The sequence below is a fragment of the Caminibacter pacificus genome (assembly GCF_003752135.1).
GTDB lineage: Bacteria > Campylobacterota > Campylobacteria > Campylobacterales > Nautiliaceae > Caminibacter > Caminibacter pacificus.
This window is the reverse complement of sequence record NZ_RJVK01000005.1, coordinates 72,827-88,395: the sequence shown is the minus strand read 5'-3', so window position 1 is coordinate 88,395 and position 15,569 is coordinate 72,827. Positions and strand designations below refer to the sequence as shown.

The following is a 15,569-nucleotide window of genomic DNA, read 5'->3' as shown; positions in this document are numbered from 1 at the left end:
ATTAAGTGGCCCAAGAAGATAATGTAATAGTAATAGAGCCAGAAGAAGAACAAAAACAGAAAAAAAACAAACTTATATTAATAATCATTATCGTTCTTCTTTTGGTGATTATTATGCTTTTAATACTTCTCGCCGTTGTCGTTACAAAGAAAAAAGAGCAAAAAAAAGATAATTTTAACGTTAATCAAATAGTAAAAAAACTTGAAAAAAAACATATCCCGAAAAACGAAATAAATATTCTCGTAAAAAAAGCTACCATACTATATAAAAGCGGTCAAAAAGAAAAAGCTCTTGAAATACTCACGAAACTTTCGGCTTTTGCGAAAAGTCTCTCAATGTATAATTTGGGAGTGATAAAAATAAAAGAAAAAAACTACAAAGAAGCCCTCAAATATTTCCAAAAAGCAATCCAAAACAAAGAAAACAGAACCCTAAGCGCCATTAACGCGGCATACTGCGCTTTGATGCTTAAAGATTACAAACTTTTCGATTATTACCGAAACTTAGCATATACGTTCTTGCCGGAAATAGCAAAAAACAAAAACTATCCGTTTTATTATGCGGTTGTGATGTATTATATGGGATACGAATACGAATCTATCCCCGCACTTATCCAACCTACCGATTTCGAAGAAAAAAGCAAACGATTATTAGGAAACATTTACGAATACTACAACGACCCGAAAAAAGCCTCTTTATACGTAGAAAAAAGTCTCTATAAAGGGCTTGATTTAGCAAGAGCCGGAGAGTATGAAAGTGCGAGAAGTTATCTCAAAAACAGCGATTCTAAAATCGGAGAATTCGCTCTTGGACTTGTGGATTTGAAACTATCTTATTTCAAAGAAGCGAGTAGAATATTTAAAAAATTCGCAAACGAAAACATCTACCCTATAAAAGTTTTCCTAAAACCTTCCCTTTTTGAAGTAAAAACCGCTCAAAAAGAGTTTCAAAAGACATTCCTAAAAAAAAGAAACGACTATTACGACCTATTTTTCTACTTCGCCCCATATAAAGTATTCAATGTCAATATGACAATCGATTATCTAAAAAAAGGTATTGCGGGTATTCCGCTAAATTCGATAGAAGAAGCTACTCACTACCTCAAAAAAACGGCAAAATATTCTACACTTAACATCAAAATAGCAAAAGCCATAAAATACGCAATAAACGGACATATTTATCTCGCAAACAACGAATTTCAAAAACTCATAAAAACAAACCCCGATTCATATATTCTTCATTACAATTTAGCCCTAACATACGCACAACTCGGGGATTATCTAAACGCTTATAAACATTTCCTAAGAGCCTACCACCTAAACCCTTACGACCTAAAAAGCGGTATTTTCGCTCTTTTTGCAGCCGATAAAAGCAATATCCAAAACAAATACCTTTTAGCTTCGGTAAAAGAAGATTTGATAAACAATCCTCTTGAAGACGCAATGCTCGCCATTTATTCTCACGACACCGTAAAAATGGCGGCGTTCGCCGAAAAAGAAGAAAAAGCCACTCCGATGTGGATTTTAACAAAACTAACTATTAAAGCGTTATTCAACAAAGATTTCACCTACGAAGCTTTAAAATTAAAAAGCATGTTCGAAAAAGACCTTATTGCCAATCTTTTATATTTTTACGCTTCGAATAAAGACGAGCCGATTCAAAAATTAGCCCAAAGTTATCAAAGTTTTTTTATGACTATGAAAGTAAATTTAAACGACTTTTACTACGGAGCGAAAATAGCAAGAGATTGGTATTTCGAATTTGCCAAAATTTCAGGGCTTTTATATAGAGTCAGATTACAGCTTTTACAAAAAGCGAAAACCGAAACGTTTGACATAATCCCGGTACTTAAAAGACTCGCTTATGCGGATTTATTTACAAAACATTTCGAAGAGAGCTATACAATATATAACGACCTAATCAACAACAAAAACGTAGAAGACGCCCACACAATGTATCACGCGGCCGTCGCAGCAATAGGTGCTGGACATCACGCAAACGCGGTCGCTTTAATGGAACTTGCTAAACTCAAAAATCCTAAATATTTAGAAGCGAGATACGGTCTTGGACTTCTTTGGCAAGAAGCGAATAACCTAAACGCAGCTTCAATTCAATACGCTAAAATAAAAGACGGATTCACTTCAAAATTTTTCGATTTCAATATCAAAAACCCTATAAAATAATAAAAGTGTAAATAAGTGACGAGCGTTAAGTTTTTCTTATAATTTAATACTTTCTTAATCCTTTTTAGAGTATAATTTATTAAAATTTAGTAAAAAGGATAAAGATGAAATTTTCATCAAACGATTTCAAAACCAACTCAAACATCAATACCATGAGAGAAACGGTGAATCAAAATAGCTATCAACATACTCATGTTATTGAAGATATCAACGAATTCGTAAAACGCACTTATCAACTTCTTGCGGGAAGTCTAATAGCCGGAGCGGTAGGCGCCTATGTAGGAATGGGATTTGTAGGCAATATGGTATCGGCTACCGGCTCTTTAACATTTACATATTGGGGAGCTGTAATTTTAGAATTTATTTTGCTGTTCGGTCTTTTTGCGGCAAAAAACAAAACCCCTCTTAATTTGGTATTGCTTTTTGCGTTCACATTTATGACGGGATTTACTCTCTCACCAACACTTGCATTTTTTATCTCGGCAAATATGGGTTATGTAATCGGTGAAGCGTTTTTCCTCACTGCAATCGCTTTTGGAGGACTAACCGTCTTCGCTATGACTACAAAAAGAGACTTTACGACAATGGGAAAAATACTTTTTATAACTCTTTTAGTGGTAATAGGTGCATCTATTTTAAATATTTTCTTACATTTGCCTATGCTTCAATTAATCATCGCAAGCGTTTCTGCGGTACTTTTTAGTTTCTTTATTTTATATGACACTCAAAACATCATTAGAGGAAACGTTAGCAGCGAAATAGAAGCGGCTGTTATGCTTTATTTAGATTTTCTAAACCTATTCGTTTCACTTCTACAAATTTTAGGATTTTTAAACAATGAGGACTAATCCTCCTCTTCGCACTATCGATGCAAATTTTAATCGTTTTAAAGAAGGTATAAGAGTAGTCGAAGATATTCTTCGCTACGAACTTAACTCTCCTCTTGCAAAAGAGCTAAAAAACCTAAGACACATCAAAATCCCCAATTACTTAGAAGTTATAAAACAAAGAGACGCACAAAACGATATTTTAAAACCCTCTACAAAATCGGAACAAACAAGAAAATCACTTGAAGATATAATAATTTCAAATCTAAAAAGAGCGCAAGAAAGCGCAAGAGTTTTAGAAGAAGTCTATAAACTCGACGACATAAAAACCTCAGAAGAGTTCAAAAACGCACGCTATAAACTCTATACTTTAGAAAAAGAGATACTCTTACTTATACAAAACATATAATTCGCTCTCTTCAAAATCGACTCTACTTTTTAAAACGGCACCTATTCTTTGAAATTCTCGTTTAAAAGCTCCTAAATTATCTCTGATTTTTTCGATAGTAGTATAATCTTTGATAAATTTCTCTACATCTACGGTTATTTTATCCATATCTTCTCTTTTATTTCTAATGAAGATTTTTTTATCGGTATCATTTTTATACATTTCATTTAATTTTGCATAAAAATAATTATCTTCATAAATAATATGCTGTTTATACTTATAATAAAAATCATTCAATTTAGAAGGAATTTTGTCGAATTTGTTTTTGTTTACCAAAACGGCAATTTTAAGGTAGATTTTAAAAAGCTCTTTGTGATGTTTTTTTAATGCCGTAATTAAAGGGTCTTCTTTTTTAAAAAAGTTACCGAACCACATTTTTCATCCTTTTCAATATTATATCACACTCATCTAATAATCGACAAAATTACTTTTTTTATAACTAAAAATTATTACTGATTTAACTTATATTAAAATGACAATATAAACTTGACTTATGAATACTTATTCAGTAAAATTTAAAAAAAAGGTTTTATGATGGATGCGGTAAAAGAGTATTGGAGCAATCCTATATTTTTAGCGGGAATTTTTCTTTGTGCGGTAGGTACTATTTTAGGAGCATTTCAAATAGTAACGGCGGGAGTTTTGGTTGAGTGCGCCGGAATTGTTTTGATGATGATTTCAATTTATTCATTAGAAAAAGAATCGATTTTAAACCCTAAAAATCACTGATTATGGAGGTATTTCTCCAAGCTTTTTTTATCGATAGTAACAACAACGGCACCTCTAAAGTCTCCGACTTTATAGCCTCTTGCTTTATCATTTTCGTAATATTTGTCGAGTTCTTTTACTACGTCTTTATTTAGATGTTTTCCGTGACATCTTAAACAAATTTTTTGAACGTAAATCGGCTGATATACGTCAATTCTTGTCGGATATTCTTTTACGTACATTTTAGGATGCTTAGGATCGGTTTTTGAAAGCTCTTTTAATATAGGTACATCAGTCGCATTAGGATAATCGGCTACGTTTCTGTTTTTAAAAGAGATTCTTTTTAATTTTAGCCTTACATGCAACTTCCTACTAAGTTTCACGCTTGTTTTCATAGTTAAAGGATAAGCGTTTTTATTGCAATAGTCGATTGCTCCTTTAGGCCCTTTTTCCATTAAATGAGATTTCATTGCATTTTTTAAAACTTTTAAATACTCCGTAGAGGCAACCAAAGCTATTTTTTTAGCCGCTTCTATACTTTTTGTTTGATTATTTTCAGCAAATAAAAAAACACTACTTAACAAAAAAAATAATTTTCTCACAACCCCAACCTTTAGATTATTTTAGCACCACCACCTCAAATTCTAGCTTTTTAACGGGAAAAGTTCTCATAAATTCCCTAATCTTAGCTCTACCGGCGCTAACATCCCCTTTTACTCCCGAGAATTTAATATAATCAAGAAGGCTTTTCGGTTTATCAAACGTCATTTCATAACGAAGAATTTCAATTTTCGGTTGTAAAATTTTAGCATATTCGACTATCTCTTCTTTAGAATAAATAGGAGATTTCACTCCTAAAAAATTATGTAAAGATTTAAACGTATTCGAAGTAAAAATCGCTAACAAAAACTCTTTATCAAGTTTTTTTATCTCCTCAAATACAAACTTCAAATCTCTCGCCCACTGAAGTGCGGAAAACGAAACTATTTGCTCAAAATCGTATTTTTTTATCAAATCAAAACACTCTTTTGTGTTAAAATCGGCTTTTAAGGTATTACAAGGGTTGAGTTGAAGCATTTTTTCACTCTTATCCACTCCCAAATAAAATTCAAAATCAGTATATTTACAAAGCCCTTCACTTCCACAGCCCAAATCGACAATTCTCTTTTTCAAAAAAGGGAGATATTTTTTAATGATTTTCTTTTGAATTACGTTATATTCTCCGTACGTGTGCGCGAATTTATCGAAACTACTCAAACTTTTATGCATTTTTTACTTTCGTTTTTAATTTTTAAACTTACCGACCGAATTTTTATTTTATGATATAATTCTACCCAAAAAGGCAAATAAATGACTGGTATTTTCTTTACTATCCAGATTATTTTGGCGATAGTTATCGTAATTTTGACACTTTTGCAAAAATCTGAAAGTATGGGTCTTGGCGCATATTCAAGCTCAAACGATACGGTATTCGGTGCCGGCGGACCTATGAATTTCTTAACAAAAGCGACTATGGTTGTAGGAATTTTACTTGTTTTAAACACTCTAACTCTCGTATATCTATACAACAAACAAGCAAACACTTCGGCAGTTGACGAAGTAAAAGTAAAACACATCACTCCAAAACAAGTGCCGAGCGTACCTACCGTACCTACGAAATGAAAAAATTAATCCTCTTTTTATTGCCTCTTTGGCTTTTAGCCGAGGCGCATATTTTCGTGCTTCACAGAATTGACGATTTCAGACATCCTTATACGAACACATCATCAAAAGAACTCGAAAAATATTTCAAATATATAAAATCCCACAACTACAAAGCCATCACCCTCTCAAAACTCGCCGAAATGATAAAAAACAGACAAAACGTCGATAATATCGTCGTTTTTACGATAGACGACACTTACAAAAGCTTTTATAAAAACGGACTTCCCGTTTTCAAAAAGTACGGCATTCCATTTACACTTTTCGTATATGTAAAAGCCACAAACGAAAAATGGGGCGATTTTATGACCTGGCAACAGGTAAAAGATGCCGCAAAATACGGAGAATTAGGTATCCACAGCTACGCACATCCTCACTTGCCAAATCTTAGCAACCAAGCAATAATAAACGATACTAAAAAAGCTATCGAAATTTTCAAAAAACATATGGGATACGTGCCTGATATGTACGCTTATCCGTACGGGGAATACGACCAAAGAGTCAAAAAAATAATTAATTCGTTTTTCCCTATTATCGCCAACCAAAACCCAGGAGCCGTAGATATCGCTACACCGATAAACGACCTTGACAGAATAGCCCTAACAGGCAAAGTAGATATTGCTAAAAAACTCAAAATCAAAAGACTTCACGCCGATATAAAGATACAAAGAGAAGGCAACAAAATAACCCTCATAAAAGGAAAAGTTTTTGATAAAATTCCATACGTCAATATCTACATAACGAAAATGGGCTGGGTTTATAAAATCCCGGTAAAAAACGGCTCTTTTAGCTACGCACCTAACTTCGAGCTTAAAAAATACAGAAACAGAGTCATTATAAGATATAATTATAAAATAATTTCGAAAATGGTAATAAAATACAAAAAATAAGGAGGTAAATTATGGAAGAAGTATTTGAGTTCGCAAAAGAACATATGGAAAAGAGTATCGAAGTACTAAAAAAAGATTTGAATACGTTAAGAACTGGTAGAGTTTCTATTCACGTACTTGACGGAGTAAAAGTGGAGTATTACGGAGCGCCTACACCTCTTAATCAAGTAGCGAACATCAACGCGGTAGATGCTACTACTATCGTAGTAAGCCCTTGGGATAAAGGTATTATTAACGACATCGAAAAAGCTATCCAAGAAGCAAATGTCGGTGCAAATCCGAACAACGACGGAGACACTATCAAACTATACTTCCCGCCTATGACGGAAGAAGAGAGAAAAAAACAAGCGAAAAAAGCTAAAGAATTCGGTGAAAAAGCAAAAATCGCAATCAGAAACATAAGAAGAGAAGCTAACGACGAAATAAAAAAAATGTTTAAAAACAAAGAAATCACTGAAGACGATCAAAAAAGAGGTCTTGATAAAGTGCAAGAAATTACCGATACTTATGTTGCGAAAGTCGATGAAATCGTAAATAAAAAAATCGACGACGTAATGAAAGTATAAAATCAACTGACGGAAAAATTAAAATGGAAAATGTAAGAGAAATTTACGAAAAATACGGAGCTCTTTTAAAAGGGCATTTTTTACTTAGTAGTGGCAAACACAGCGAATATTATCTCCAAAGCGCAAGAGTTTTGGAACATCCTGAAGTTGCCGAAAAACTCGCAAAAGAGCTTGCAAAACAGATTCAAGAAGCGGGAATAAAAGTAGATACGGTATGCTCTCCGGCTATCGGGGGACTGCTTGCCGGATACGAGCTTGCAAGAGCTCTTGGAGTTAGATTTATTTTCACCGAAAGAGTAAAAGGTGAAATGACACTAAGAAGAGGTTTTGAAGTAAAAGAAGGCGAAAAAGTACTTATTTGCGAAGACATCATCACAACAGGCGGAAGCGCTATGGAAGCGGCAAGAGAAGTTGAAAAAAGAGGTGCTGAGGTAGTGGCGTTTGCCGCTATTGCCAATAGAGGCGTTTGCAAAAGAGTAAACGGAAAGAGTGAAAGAAAACCTGAGTGTAAATTACCGGCTGACAAACCTCTTTTTGCGCTTGACGATTTCGAATTCGAAGTATACGAACCTCAAGAGTGCCCGATGTGTAAAGCGGGAAGTACACCTATAAAACCGGGAAGCAGAGGGAATTAATGACCTGCCCTCTTTGTAACGTTACAGATTATTTTTACAAAAACTCTCTTTTTTCTCTTATTTTCGTAGATGATATCCCGGGATACATCAGACTCATAACAAACGCTCACGTTAAAGAATTCAGCGACCTAAGCGACCAAGAAGCCGTAGAAATTACTCTCGCCGTTAAAAAAATAGAAAAAATCCTACTAAAACACACCAATGCCGACAAAATAAACATAGCATCTCTTGGGAATATGGTACCTCATCTTCATATTCATATTATTCCGAGATTCAAAAACGACCCTTGGTGGCCGGGTGCTACGTTTTGTGAAAAAACGAGGGATTTTACCTACCCTCAAATAGACCTTGAAAAAATCAAAGAAGAAATTATAAAAAGCCTTGGATAAAAAGTTTTTTATTCTTATAAGCGTCTATTACTTTCTCTTTTTTACTCTTATAGGCGATTACGTTATCTTTTTACCTAAATATTTCTCATCTTTTTTCACTCCGGCACAAATCGGGATAATTTTTGCGATGATGCCGATAGCCAGATTTTTAACACCATTTATTTTTCTAAAAAAACCTCTTACAAAAAGAGACTTTTTACTTGCGATTATCGTCTCTTCCTTATCGTCCGTATTACTTTTTACCAAAAACTTTTATTTAATCAGCCTCTTTTTCTTTATTTTGGGTGCTTCTTTTTCGATTATTTTCCCGTATATTGAAGCCGTAGCGATAGAAAAGCTAAAAGAAAAATACGGAAAAAGCAGGCTTTTTGGCAGTATAGGCTTTATGCTTTTCGGGATAATAGCCGGATATGTAAATATTAATCTTTTAATAGCATTTATAGTCCTTTTGATTTTAACGAATCTATTTTCTCTTTTCTTTTTGGAAGACAAAACGATTACGAAAAGCTCTTCGAAATTCTCTTTGCTTAAAGAGTGGAAGTTTTGGGCGGCGGTTGTGTTTTTGCAGATAAGTTTCGGAGGGTTTTATAGTTTTTTTACCATTTACGTCACAAGCCACGGAATAAGCAAAGAGTGGGTCGGTTGGCTTTTTGCAATAGGCGTTAGCGCCGAGATTATCGTATTTTTAATCCAACACTTCTTTATAAACAAAAAGCCTCCTCTTTTTTGGATAAAACTCTCTATTTTCCTTACATCCGTTCGCTGGTTCATATTATATCTTTTCCCTTCAAACCTATTGCTAATAGCGCTCTCTCAAACGATACACGCCTTTTCTTTTGCGCTTTTTCACACATCGGCACTTTTGTATCTAAACAAAAAATACGAAAACAAAACCTTAGCTCAGCAGTTCTACGCCGGAATAGCATACGGCTTTGCCGCGTTTTTGGGAAGTATGCTTGCGGGATTTTTATACGGGGATTATCTGTTTTTGTACGAAAGCCTTTTTGCCTTGATAGGATTTTTGGTTATGTTATAATACATAAAGCACAAAAAAGGGGGCTTATTGCAATTACCAAAAAAAATACTTGATAGAAAAGTAAAATTATCCTTTAAAAACACTCTGATTACGGGACCAAAAAGGGTCGGAAAGACGTTTTTGGTATTTAATTTTCTAAAGAATTTCAAAGGAAAATACAAATATATAGATTTCAGCGACCACAGAGAAAAAGACCTCGATTTTAGCGGTGTCGATTTAGTGGTGCTTGATAATTACGACTTTCAAATCCCAATCCCCGACAAAACGACCTTTATCATCAGCAACAAAAACATAGAAATAGAAGACTTCGAAAAAATAGAACTCGGAGGTCTTGATTTCGAAGAGTTTTTTGCATTCGACAACACCACAAACATAAACCAAACATTCGACAGATTCCTAAGACTCGGCAACTTTCCCAAACTTTTTTCCGAAGAATACTTCAAAGACGAATATTTAAAAGAGACTTTCGAGCTGCTTCCCTACAACAAAAAAATCTTAGCTTTCTTTTTTGCACATTTAGGAGAAAAATTTACTCTTTATCAAATATATCAAATCCTAAAAAAAGAGATGAAACTAAGCAAAGACAGCTTTTATAAAGAGACGAACGAACTATTAAAAAACAAAATTATTTTCGAAGTTAACAAATTCGAATCTCCAAAGTCCCCTAAAAAATTTTTTGCGTATAATTTCGCTTTTAAATCGATTATGACGAATCGAAAAAACCCTTTACATATTTTTGAAAATATTATATTTTTAGAACTCAACAAAAAAGAGGTCTATTACAAAGACACTTTGAGTTTTTATCTCCCGGAAGAGAAACGGGGGATTTTGGTATTGCCATTTGCAAACGAAGAGATAGCGCAAGAAAAACTAAAAAAAGTAACCGACGTCGAAAAAGTCGATATCATAACAATATCAAACGAATTTGAAATAACAAACGACAAATTCGAAGTGGAGGTGACGCCGTTTTGGAGATGGAGATTTGCGGAATAGACGAAGCGGGACGCGGTCCTATCGCCGGTCCTTTGGTATTTGCCGGTGTTGTTTTGCTTGAGGATATAGACGGGATTACGGATTCAAAAAAGCTCACGCCGAAAAAAAGAAAAGAGCTTTTTGAGATTATAAAACAAAAATCAAAACACCATATCGTCTGGAAATGGCCCGAAGAGATAGACCAAAAAGGCTTATCCGTCTGTATAAAAGAGGCATTATCGGAGATAAAAAACACCATAAAAGCAAAAAAATACCTCTTTGACGGAAACAGCAGTTTCGGAGTGGACGGAATTGAGACGATAATAAAAGGTGATTTGAAAATAAAAGAGATAGGTGCGGCAAGTATTTTGGCAAAAGTCAGTAGAGACGAATATATGGTTTTTATTGACAAAAAATATCCGGAATACAATTTCAAAAAACACAAAGGTTACATAACAAAAGAACACATCGAGCTGATTAAACGATACGGATTTTGCGAAATCCACAGAAAAAGCTATAAGCTAAAAGAGTTAAGACAGCCGACACTATTTTAAGGAGTATTATGAAAAGATTTTTAGGAAGTATGCTCTTGGCGCTGAATCTTTATGCGGCTTTTCCCTCGTGGTATTACAACATAAAAGACGTAAAAAAACAGAAAAAAGCTTTTGTTGAGATTATGCTGCCGCTAATCCAAGCGGAAAACAAAAAAATCAAAGCGCTAAGAGAAAAAATAATCGAAATTTTCAACGACCCGTATTATTTAATGGACCCGTATAAAATCGCCTTTTTGGCAAAAATAGCAAAAATATACAAAATAAAAAACATAACCGACAAAAAAGAGTTTCTAAAAAAAATAGACACCATTCCGCCGTCTTTGGCACTCGCTCAAGCGGCAATCGAAAGCGGATGGGGAAAAAGCAGATTTGTTAGAGTCGCGAATAATATATTCGGACATTGGGAATATTCCAATAAAGGTATAAAACCGAAAAGCAGATACGAAAACATAAAAATAGCATATTCGATAAAAATTTTCCCTTCTCTTGAAGCTTCAATCGCAGCGTATATGCGAAACCTAAACAGAAACCCGGCATATAAAAACTTCAGAAACCTCAGATACAAATACGAACAAGAACACAAAAAATTCACAGGCATAATCGCCGCAAATACGATGATAAACTACTCCCAAAAAAAAGAGGAGTACGTAAAAATGCTAAAAAGAATGATAAAACTCAATCATTGGGAGAAATATGACAAATAAGTCATAATTTTGTCATTTTGAATGAATATAATTTCAAATTAAAAACCTAAAAGGAGAGAGGATGAACCAATACCTCGATTTAGCCCTAACATGGGGAATCAAAATTATCGGCGCGATCGCCATTTATATTATCGGTAAATGGATTGCAAAGTTATTAACTAATCTGTTTAGAAAAATGCTTGAGCGCTCAAACACTGACGTGACTCTTGTAAAATTCTTAGGAGACCTTGTATATTTCGGTCTTATCGTACTTGTAATTATCGCTGCTCTTGGTACTCTTGGAGTTAATACTACTTCATTCGCAGCTATTATCGGTGCTGCCGGTTTAGCGGTAGGTCTTGCGCTTCAAGGAAATATCGCAAACTTCGGTGCTGGAGTTGTGCTACTATTCCTAAGACCTTTCAAAGTTGGAGATTTCGTAGAAGCTGGCGGAGCTACAGGTGTTGTAGATCAAATCGGTATTTTCAATACAACATTCAAAACGGGTGACAATAGAGTGATTATCGTACCAAACTCTAACATCATCGGCGGAAACATCACAAACTATTCAAGAGAAGCTATCAGAAGAATCGACCTTGTTATCGGAGTAGGATACGAAGACGACCTAAAACTTGTAAAATCTACTCTTGAAGAAATCTTAGCTAACCATCCGAAAGTCCTAAAAGACCCTGCACCTGCGGTAGCTCTTGCGGAACTTGCGGACAGCAGCGTAAACTTCAACGTAAGACCTTGGGTTAAAAGTGAAGATTATTGGGGTGTAAGAAGCGAACTTCTTGAAATCATCAAAACAACATTCGACGAAAAAGGAATCAACATCCCTTATCCTCAAATGGATGTTCACGTAGACAACAAAGCGGCTTAATTTCCGCTTTGTTTTACATACTCTTCGATATTCTTATAAATTCCGTCCATCAGTTTATTTCTGGCTTCGATACTCGTCCAAGCGATATGAGGGCTTAGTAATGTTTTATCTTTAAATTTCAAAATAGGATTATCTTTTTCAACAGGCTCTTTTTCAAATACGTCAAGCCCTACTAAAATATCTTTTTTCTCAAGCGTTTTTGCCAAATCTTTTTCGTTTATAATTCCGCCTCTTCCGAGATTGACAATAACCGCATTATCTTTCATCATCATAAGCTCTTTTTCTTTTATCAAGTTTTTCGTATTTTCGTTTAGAGGTGCGTGAATTGAGATGATGTCGCTTGTTTTCATAAGCTCTTCAAGCTCCACTCTTTTATATTCGCTGTTATTGTTTTTTCCGCTTGTGGAATAATACACCACCTCAGCCCCGAAAGCCTCGGCAATTTTCGCAACCTCTTTTCCGATAGTACCAAGCCCGATAATCCCCCATCTTTTACCTGCAATCTCAAACCAATTTTTAATATGAGTAAAAATCTCGCTATTTGGATACTCGTTTCTTGTATATTCGTCAAAATAACACACTTTATTCAAAAGCCCGAGCACCAACGCAAAAGTCTGCTGAACAACCGCTTTTGTAGAATATCCGGCTACGTTTTTTACGGGTATTCCTTTTTTCTTCGCATATTCCAAATCCACGTTATTCATCCCCGTAGCCGCTATTTGGATAAATTTTATATTGCTGTTATCCATAATTTCTTTATCGATAACTACCTTATTCGTTACGACGATATCGGCATCTTTTACTCTCTCCAAGGTTTTATCAGCTGGAGTCGTTTGATAGATTTTTACTTCACCGAATTTCCTAAACCTATCAAAATCCACATCTCCCAAAGTCAACGCATCCAAAAAAACTATTGTCATTTTCGCTCCTTATTTTTTAGGTATAATAAACAAAAAAGGATATTTATGAGATATATTTTACTATTTTTGATAGCGATTTTTGCATACTCAAAAACATACGTCGCAACATACAGCGCAAAATACGGTTGGTTCGGTACAATCGCAACGGCAAAAGGCGTATATGAAAGAAACGAAACGGACTATAAAATTATGACTACCGTCAAAACAAAAGGTTTCGCAGCTTCAATCTCGGGACACCTCACCCAAACATACATTAGCGAAGGAAAAGTAATAAACGGCAGACTCGTCCCTACACACTACATCGTAGATATCAAAAGACACGGAGACGATTATTATAGAATCTATATTTTCGACCACAAAAACAAAAGCGTAATCAAAAAAAGATACAAAAACGGCAAACTTACGAAAGAGTACAAATACTACTATGCACCCGATGATATTTTGACTCTATATTGGAACCTACCTCTTTATTTAAAAGACAAAAAAGAAACATACATCTTCCACGCAGTCGGCGGCAGCAAAAAAAACGGAAAAGTCGAAATTACATTTCCGCAAGGTGAAGAGTTAAAAGAGCTCAAAAAAACTTTCAAAGTCAACGGAACATACCTAAAAGCAAACCTTTACAACAAAGTTTTTGCAGGGGATAAGGGAGTTTTATATCTCGTAATAGACCCGACGAACTGGGTAACCGTTGCGGGAATGGTAAAAAACGTACTCAAAATCGGGGATTTAAAAGGAAAAATGGATTATCTTAAAATTGAAGACAAATAACCCCGCTACCTCCAAAATCTGACGGGAAATATTTTTGGAGCTTTTTAGGAAGCTCCTTTCCTCTTATTAAACGATTCATATCAAGTTGGTGTTCTCTTTTTATTGCAAAAAGAATTTCATCTTCCAACTTTTTAGCCTCTTCTTTGTTTTTAGGCGTAATGTTGCTATATACCGCTACGGTTGATTCCGGTAGTTGTTGTTTTTCTACTTTATTTATTTCTTGTGCTTTAAAATAACTTGCCATAATATCCCCCTTATATGAAATATTTGTCTTTCTGAGGGATATTTTACAAATTTTTCCCCAAGTTCAATGAGGTGGTAAAGGAAAATTTTGAAAAATTTTAGAAGTTTTTAAGGAGAAAGGGAAGAGAAAATTATCTAACTCTATTAAATAGAGAAAAATCGCCGTTTCTGTCTCTCATATCGTGTAAAGGGTCTTGGATATTTTTAAGCTCATACTCCACTTTGTCGAGTTTTTTGTTAAGTTCGGTGATGCTGTCTAAGATAAGTTTATGCCCTCTTGCTGATGAACCAGCAAGTGCTTTTGTTGATGCTGCTTCTTCTCTTTCTACCACTTTAGTAATAGTATTCTCAAACCAATTTCTAAACACTTCGAATTTTTCTTCGCTTGTAATTTTTTTTGGCAGTTCATCAAGAGCTTTTTTAACTTCGGCGTCGAGTTTTTTGTTTTGTTCTTTGATAAATTTACCAAGCAGCATTACCATTTCTTCGGCTAACTCTTTTACAAACTCTTTTGTTTTTTGTTGTTGTTCTTTTACCTCTTCAAGTTCGCTTTTGAGTTGTTTGTTTTCCTCTGCAAGTTCATCGAGCTTTTGGAGGATTTTTTGATTTTCTGATACTAAACTATCCAATTTTTCTAAAATTTTCATACTCATTTCGTTTGTTTCATACATTGTTTCTCCTTGTTAGTGCTAAAAATATTATATTCAAAAATATAATCGGTTGCAACTACAAAAAATATAAAACATTCCGTCAAAAATATTAAAAATCCAATAATAAATATAATTTTTTTATATTATTTTATAATTTATTTATAATTTTCTTAATAAGAAATATAATTTTTCTATAATTTTTTATAATCCTTTTATATTTTTTTAATAGTAAATATTATTTTTTTAATAAAAAATTATATTTTTAACTATTTTTACTATTTCGATACTAAAATCCTCTTAAAATCCACTTCCAAAAAACCACTCCTCACCCCCTAATGTGTATTATGCTATACACATTACTCCACAAATTCATACTCCAAATGTGTCGGTGTAATGCATATGTGCGTGAGCTTTAAAAGCGATTTAAAATATTTTAATACTCCAGGTGTGTCGGTGTTATTATAAAACGCCTATTCTTAGCAGAGATATAGATTTGTTTCAATACTCCAG

General features: G+C 34.2%; 21 protein-coding genes and 1 CRISPR repeat array (1 of these 22 cut by a window edge). Of the genes, 15 read left to right on the top strand and 6 right to left on the bottom strand.

All coding sequences use genetic code 11. The features are described from left to right. Window positions 1–5 precede the first annotated feature (5 nt). The 3 genes from EDC58_RS09040 (at window position 6) to EDC58_RS09030 (ending at window position 3,419) form a co-directional block, all read left to right on the top strand. Complete coding sequence (locus tag EDC58_RS09040) at window positions 6–2,183, top strand: tetratricopeptide repeat protein (protein WP_123353197.1); 2,178 nt, start codon at window positions 6–8, stop codon at window positions 2,181–2,183. 104 nt (window positions 2,184–2,287) lie between these two features. Next, a complete protein-coding gene (locus EDC58_RS09035; RefSeq protein ID WP_123353196.1) occupies window positions 2,288–3,031 on the top strand; it encodes a Bax inhibitor-1/YccA family protein in 744 nt (247 codons plus the stop codon). Then, the gene (locus EDC58_RS09030; RefSeq protein WP_123353195.1) at window positions 3,021–3,419 is read left to right on the top strand and encodes a thiamine-phosphate pyrophosphorylase; all 399 of its coding nucleotides are present in this window, start codon (window positions 3,021–3,023) and stop codon (window positions 3,417–3,419) included. Before EDC58_RS09035 ends, EDC58_RS09030 begins: the two co-directional genes overlap by 11 nt. Here EDC58_RS09030 and EDC58_RS09025 read toward each other — a convergent pair. Further along, on the bottom strand, window positions 3,399–3,833 hold the full coding sequence (locus EDC58_RS09025) for a hemerythrin domain-containing protein (protein WP_123353194.1): 435 nt from the start codon (window positions 3,831–3,833) through the stop codon (window positions 3,399–3,401). The two genes, EDC58_RS09030 and EDC58_RS09025, sit on opposite strands and share 21 nt — an antisense overlap. Before the next feature lie 159 nt (window positions 3,834–3,992). Between EDC58_RS09025 and EDC58_RS09020 the strand changes: the two genes are divergently transcribed. Next, complete coding sequence (locus EDC58_RS09020) at window positions 3,993–4,187, top strand: hypothetical protein (RefSeq protein ID WP_123353193.1); 195 nt, start codon at window positions 3,993–3,995, stop codon at window positions 4,185–4,187. Here the strand turns inward: EDC58_RS09020 and EDC58_RS09015 are convergent. After that, entirely contained in the window at window positions 4,181–4,768 is a 588-nt protein-coding gene (locus EDC58_RS09015; RefSeq protein WP_123353192.1) for a Tll0287-like domain-containing protein, read from the bottom strand. The genes EDC58_RS09020 and EDC58_RS09015 overlap by 7 nt on opposite strands. Window positions 4,769–4,784: 16 nt before the next feature. After that, on the bottom strand, window positions 4,785–5,435 hold the full coding sequence (locus EDC58_RS09010) for a methyltransferase domain-containing protein (protein ID WP_123353191.1): 651 nt from the start codon (window positions 5,433–5,435) through the stop codon (window positions 4,785–4,787). Between the two features lie 81 nt (window positions 5,436–5,516). On the opposite strand from EDC58_RS09010, the gene secG reads away from it, so the two are divergent. The 10 genes from secG (at window position 5,517) to EDC58_RS08960 (ending at window position 12,475) form a co-directional block, all read left to right on the top strand. Beyond that, a complete protein-coding gene (gene secG, locus EDC58_RS09005) occupies window positions 5,517–5,828 on the top strand; it encodes a preprotein translocase subunit SecG (protein ID WP_123353190.1) in 312 nt (103 codons plus the stop codon). Beyond that, window positions 5,825–6,757, top strand: coding sequence for a polysaccharide deacetylase family protein (locus EDC58_RS09000; protein ID WP_123353189.1), 933 nt, complete (start codon window positions 5,825–5,827; stop codon window positions 6,755–6,757). Before secG ends, EDC58_RS09000 begins: the two co-directional genes overlap by 4 nt. Before the next feature lie 8 nt (window positions 6,758–6,765). Continuing rightward, complete coding sequence (frr, locus tag EDC58_RS08995; protein WP_180937090.1) at window positions 6,766–7,323, top strand: ribosome recycling factor; 558 nt, start codon at window positions 6,766–6,768, stop codon at window positions 7,321–7,323. A 23-nt stretch (window positions 7,324–7,346) separates the two neighbouring features. Then, window positions 7,347–7,958, top strand: coding sequence for an orotate phosphoribosyltransferase (gene pyrE, locus EDC58_RS08990; protein WP_123353187.1), 612 nt, complete (start codon window positions 7,347–7,349; stop codon window positions 7,956–7,958). Next, window positions 7,958–8,347 carry an HIT family protein gene (locus EDC58_RS10325; RefSeq protein ID WP_123353186.1) on the top strand — a complete coding sequence of 130 codons (390 nt, stop codon included), beginning with the start codon at window positions 7,958–7,960 and terminating at the stop codon, window positions 8,345–8,347. Before pyrE ends, EDC58_RS10325 begins: the two co-directional genes overlap by 1 nt. Next, on the top strand, window positions 8,340–9,383 hold the full coding sequence (locus tag EDC58_RS08980; RefSeq protein ID WP_123353185.1) for an MFS transporter: 1,044 nt from the start codon (window positions 8,340–8,342) through the stop codon (window positions 9,381–9,383). Before EDC58_RS10325 ends, EDC58_RS08980 begins: the two co-directional genes overlap by 8 nt. A 27-nt stretch (window positions 9,384–9,410) precedes the next feature. Further along, complete coding sequence (locus EDC58_RS08975; RefSeq protein ID WP_123353184.1) at window positions 9,411–10,376, top strand: AAA family ATPase; 966 nt, start codon at window positions 9,411–9,413, stop codon at window positions 10,374–10,376. Then, window positions 10,358–10,909, top strand: a complete 552-nt coding sequence (locus tag EDC58_RS08970) for a ribonuclease HII (protein ID WP_123353183.1) — start codon at window positions 10,358–10,360, stop codon at window positions 10,907–10,909. Before EDC58_RS08975 ends, EDC58_RS08970 begins: the two co-directional genes overlap by 19 nt. Before the next feature lie 8 nt (window positions 10,910–10,917). After that, window positions 10,918–11,613, top strand: a complete 696-nt coding sequence (locus tag EDC58_RS08965) for a glucosaminidase domain-containing protein (protein WP_123353182.1) — start codon at window positions 10,918–10,920, stop codon at window positions 11,611–11,613. Between the two features lie 61 nt (window positions 11,614–11,674). Then, the gene (locus EDC58_RS08960; protein ID WP_123353181.1) at window positions 11,675–12,475 is read left to right on the top strand and encodes a mechanosensitive ion channel family protein; all 801 of its coding nucleotides are present in this window, start codon (window positions 11,675–11,677) and stop codon (window positions 12,473–12,475) included. On the opposite strand, the gene EDC58_RS08955 is transcribed toward EDC58_RS08960, so the two are convergent. Beyond that, entirely contained in the window at window positions 12,472–13,395 is a 924-nt protein-coding gene (locus tag EDC58_RS08955; RefSeq protein ID WP_123353180.1) for a D-2-hydroxyacid dehydrogenase, read from the bottom strand. The genes EDC58_RS08960 and EDC58_RS08955 overlap by 4 nt on opposite strands. 45 nt (window positions 13,396–13,440) lie before the next feature. Between EDC58_RS08955 and EDC58_RS08950 the strand changes: the two genes are divergently transcribed. Beyond that, on the top strand, window positions 13,441–14,166 hold the full coding sequence (locus tag EDC58_RS08950) for a DUF3108 domain-containing protein (RefSeq protein WP_123353179.1): 726 nt from the start codon (window positions 13,441–13,443) through the stop codon (window positions 14,164–14,166). Here the strand turns inward: EDC58_RS08950 and EDC58_RS08945 are convergent. Both EDC58_RS08945 and EDC58_RS08940 read right to left on the bottom strand, forming a co-directional pair. Further along, on the bottom strand, window positions 14,147–14,410 hold the full coding sequence (locus EDC58_RS08945) for a hypothetical protein (protein ID WP_123353178.1): 264 nt from the start codon (window positions 14,408–14,410) through the stop codon (window positions 14,147–14,149). The two genes, EDC58_RS08950 and EDC58_RS08945, sit on opposite strands and share 20 nt — an antisense overlap. 130 nt (window positions 14,411–14,540) lie before the next feature. Then, window positions 14,541–15,080 (bottom strand): hypothetical protein, encoded by a 540-nt coding sequence (locus EDC58_RS08940; protein WP_123353177.1) that lies wholly within the window; start codon window positions 15,078–15,080, stop codon window positions 14,541–14,543. Between the two features lie 409 nt (window positions 15,081–15,489). Continuing rightward, window positions 15,490–15,569: a CRISPR direct-repeat array (repeat unit 30 nt) (it continues 1,005 nt past the right edge of the window).

Bases quoted from the DNA above. Each gene is read 5' to 3' on its own strand.
- EDC58_RS09035 (WP_123353196.1), top strand. From the start codon at position 2,288: ATGAAATTTTCATCAAACGATTTCAAAACCAACTCAAACATCAATACC.
- EDC58_RS09030 (WP_123353195.1), top strand. From the start codon at position 3,021: ATGAGGACTAATCCTCCTCTTCGCACTATCGATGCAAATTTTAATCGT.
- EDC58_RS09025 (WP_123353194.1), bottom strand. From the start codon at position 3,833: ATGTGGTTCGGTAACTTTTTTAAAAAAGAAGACCCTTTAATTACGGCA.
- EDC58_RS09020 (WP_123353193.1), top strand. From the start codon at position 3,993: ATGGATGCGGTAAAAGAGTATTGGAGCAATCCTATATTTTTAGCGGGA.
- EDC58_RS09010 (WP_123353191.1), bottom strand. From the start codon at position 5,435: ATGCATAAAAGTTTGAGTAGTTTCGATAAATTCGCGCACACGTACGGA.
- secG (WP_123353190.1), top strand. From the start codon at position 5,517: ATGACTGGTATTTTCTTTACTATCCAGATTATTTTGGCGATAGTTATC.
- EDC58_RS09000 (WP_123353189.1), top strand. From the start codon at position 5,825: ATGAAAAAATTAATCCTCTTTTTATTGCCTCTTTGGCTTTTAGCCGAG.
- pyrE (WP_123353187.1), top strand. From the start codon at position 7,347: ATGGAAAATGTAAGAGAAATTTACGAAAAATACGGAGCTCTTTTAAAA.
- EDC58_RS10325 (WP_123353186.1), top strand. From the start codon at position 7,958: ATGACCTGCCCTCTTTGTAACGTTACAGATTATTTTTACAAAAACTCT.
- EDC58_RS08970 (WP_123353183.1), top strand. From the start codon at position 10,358: ATGGAGATTTGCGGAATAGACGAAGCGGGACGCGGTCCTATCGCCGGT.
- EDC58_RS08965 (WP_123353182.1), top strand. From the start codon at position 10,918: ATGAAAAGATTTTTAGGAAGTATGCTCTTGGCGCTGAATCTTTATGCG.
- EDC58_RS08960 (WP_123353181.1), top strand. From the start codon at position 11,675: ATGAACCAATACCTCGATTTAGCCCTAACATGGGGAATCAAAATTATC.
- EDC58_RS08955 (WP_123353180.1), bottom strand. From the start codon at position 13,395: ATGACAATAGTTTTTTTGGATGCGTTGACTTTGGGAGATGTGGATTTT.
- EDC58_RS08950 (WP_123353179.1), top strand. From the start codon at position 13,441: ATGAGATATATTTTACTATTTTTGATAGCGATTTTTGCATACTCAAAA.
- EDC58_RS08945 (WP_123353178.1), bottom strand. From the start codon at position 14,410: ATGGCAAGTTATTTTAAAGCACAAGAAATAAATAAAGTAGAAAAACAA.
- EDC58_RS08940 (WP_123353177.1), bottom strand. From the start codon at position 15,080: ATGTATGAAACAAACGAAATGAGTATGAAAATTTTAGAAAAATTGGAT.